Source organism: Streptomyces ossamyceticus, assembly GCF_001418475.1.
GTDB lineage: Bacteria > Actinomycetota > Actinomycetes > Streptomycetales > Streptomycetaceae > Streptomyces > Streptomyces ossamyceticus.
Genome location: NZ_LIQX01000369.1, coordinates 1 through 2,360, shown reverse-complemented (window position 1 = coordinate 2,360; position 2,360 = coordinate 1). Strand labels below are relative to the sequence as shown.

The window sequence follows — 2,360 nt, the reverse complement described above, 5'->3', positions numbered from 1 at the left end:
ACATGTGTATAAGAGCCAGGCCTCCAGCCCCCGCCCCGTCCCCCTCGTCGGTTGCGCGCCCTCAGCCGCGTACCCCGCGTGCCCGGCGCGACACGACCGCGCGCAGGATGCGTCGTCCCTCCGTGGAGACGTCGAGCGCCTGCCGGACGGCCCCTGCGCCGTGTCCGGCGATCAGCTCCAGGACGACGACCTGGCGCCGGAGTTCGGCGGCGACGAGATGTGACGCGCCGTCGGTGCGCCCCTCCCGGCACGCGTCGACGGCCTCCGTTCCGCCGCGGTCCAGCGGGTCGAGCAGCTGATGGATGCGCAGCGCGGCGACGGAGCACACCTCCGCCCACTCGCGCAGCCCCGCGCCGGACCGTTCGTCGGGCACCGCGTCGAGCATGCGACGGGCGAGCCCGACGACGCCCTCCGCCTCGTCGGTGCCGTCCGGAGCGGTGCCGTCGGAAGTGGTGGCGGCCTCCAGTTCACCGCGTATCTTCGCGACCCGTTCGCCCCAGCCGTCCCCGTCGTCCACCAGTCCCGCCCACAGCGGGCGCAGGACCTCGTCGTCCCCGCCGAGAAGCGGTACGCAACGGTCCAAACAAGCCAGTCCGCTTGCCGCCAGACCGCGTTCGTCGGCCTGGGCGATCAGCTCCACCAGGCTCATCACGCCTCCCTCGATCCTGCTCGTCCTCGCTCGACAGGGCTCCGCATCGCAGAACTTCCCGGCGTTCCCCCCAGGACCGTTAACGGAACCCGCACTTCCCCTTACTGCGTGCAACGGCCCGGGAGTGTCACAGCGGGACGACCCCGAGCCGGTCGAGCAACCGGAAGAGGATATTTTCAGCCAGAGGGTCCACCGGTCCAGGCTCCGAGGCCAGTACGTCGGCCAGCGCCTCCTCCGCGGCGACCCGCCCCGCCTCCGCCGCCCAGGCCACGGCCCGCTCGGCGGCGTCACGCGGTTCGAGGAAGTAGTCGTCGACGGTGAGCCCTTGGCCGCTGTCCCCGAGGTAGTCGGCCATGGCCGTCCGCGCCAGACAGGTCGTCCACGCCCCGCTCTCCGGCGCGGCGGCCTCCACCACGACGCAGTCGCTGTCCATGACGTAGCCGAACAGCGCGGGCGAACCCGTCTCCCGCGCCAGCGTGTTCATGTCCCCGACGTCCCCGACGTCACCGTCACCACCACCGCCGCCGTCTCCGCCGTCGCCCGCCGCGCCGCCGACGCCTCTCGGACAGGCCCAGACCTGCCACCCCTCGGCCGCCGCCGTACGCAGCGTCATCCCCCGCGCCCCCGCCAGCGCGTCCAGCTCCTTGAGCGGCCGCTCACTGCGAGCCACGACGTAGTACCCCCAGTACCCCATGTCGGGAATACACCACAGCCGCACGGCGGTCCGCCCCCGGAATCGGGCAATCCGCACGATGACCCGAAGCCGCCGACGGCAGCTGTCAGGCCGTCACCGGTTCCGACTCCGGTGCGCGCGGTCCGCTGCGGGCCTTGTCGTCCTGCATCCGGGTGAGCGTGAGGACGAAGAGGACGGCGAGCCCGGCGCTCAGGATCTCGAAGGCGTCGGCGAACAGCACCACCTGCGTGGCCGAGTGGAGCTCGTCCGCCGTCACGGCCCTCGCGTAGGCCCGGGTGCCGGCCTGGCTCACGACGTTGCCGATGAGCCAGAACGTCCACCAGGCGTTGACGAGCCCGTGCGACCGGGGCTTCGCCCAGGGACTGCTCGCGTCCCACGCGTCGATCGCGATCCGGCGCGGGAACCAGAGGTTCACGACGGGCACGAACCACCCGCCGATCGCCCAGCCCCGCTTCTTGCTGTGGCCGAACGGCTCGAACACCTCGGCGTTGACGCGCACCCGGTGGAACCAGACGAGGAATACGACCACGGTGGCGAGGAACGCGACGGACTGGGCCGTACCGGTCATGGCGTACAGCTGATCGGCCCGGTCCGCGTCGGCCTCGATCGCCGACCCGTACGCGCCGTCCGCCATCCGGCCGAGGACGTCGAGCATCGTGACGTCCGCCCACACGGCGACCAGGTCCGTGAGGGCGACCACGCCGAGCAGGATCGCCAGGGCCCGCCCGAGGCCCACCGGCGACCGCAGCCAGGATGCCGGGGCCCCCGGACCGAACTGCGGCGCCCCGGCGGCGTGCGGGACCGGCGGGGCCTGCGGCAGGCTCGGGCCCACGTCCGGGTGCAGGTCCTCGGCCTCGCAGGCCCGGCAGAGTTCTCCGCCCGGTGCCGCGTCGAACTGCCGACAGCGTGTACAGGTCATGCCAAAGCCCCCCGTGCGACCGCGTCCCAGGGACGCGGAAGTGAGCGAATGCGGTGAAGGATGCCGAGCGCGAGGGTCTGGGGAGGACCGCGCTCGGC

General features: G+C 72.7%; 3 protein-coding genes. All 3 read right to left on the bottom strand.

What is annotated here, in order from left to right:
• Positions 1-61: 61 nt before the first annotated feature.
• A complete protein-coding gene (locus AOK15_RS25680; protein ID WP_055520727.1) occupies positions 62-649 on the bottom strand; it encodes a hypothetical protein in 588 nt (195 codons plus the stop codon).
• Positions 650-776: 127 nt separating this feature from the next.
• Positions 777-1,343 (bottom strand): hypothetical protein, encoded by a 567-nt coding sequence (locus AOK15_RS25675; RefSeq protein WP_055520726.1) that lies wholly within the window; start codon positions 1,341-1,343, stop codon positions 777-779.
• Positions 1,344-1,428: 85 nt separating this feature from the next.
• A complete protein-coding gene (locus AOK15_RS25670) occupies positions 1,429-2,262 on the bottom strand; it encodes a DUF4328 domain-containing protein (RefSeq protein WP_063799053.1) in 834 nt (277 codons plus the stop codon).
• Positions 2,263-2,360: the final 98 nt, after the last annotated feature.

Bases quoted from the DNA above. Each gene is read 5' to 3' on its own strand.
- AOK15_RS25675 (WP_055520726.1), bottom strand. From the start codon at position 1,343: ATGGGGTACTGGGGGTACTACGTCGTGGCTCGCAGTGAGCGGCCGCTC.
- AOK15_RS25670 (WP_063799053.1), bottom strand. From the start codon at position 2,262: ATGACCTGTACACGCTGTCGGCAGTTCGACGCGGCACCGGGCGGAGAA.
- AOK15_RS25680 (WP_055520727.1), bottom strand. From the start codon at position 649: ATGAGCCTGGTGGAGCTGATCGCCCAGGCCGACGAACGCGGTCTGGCG.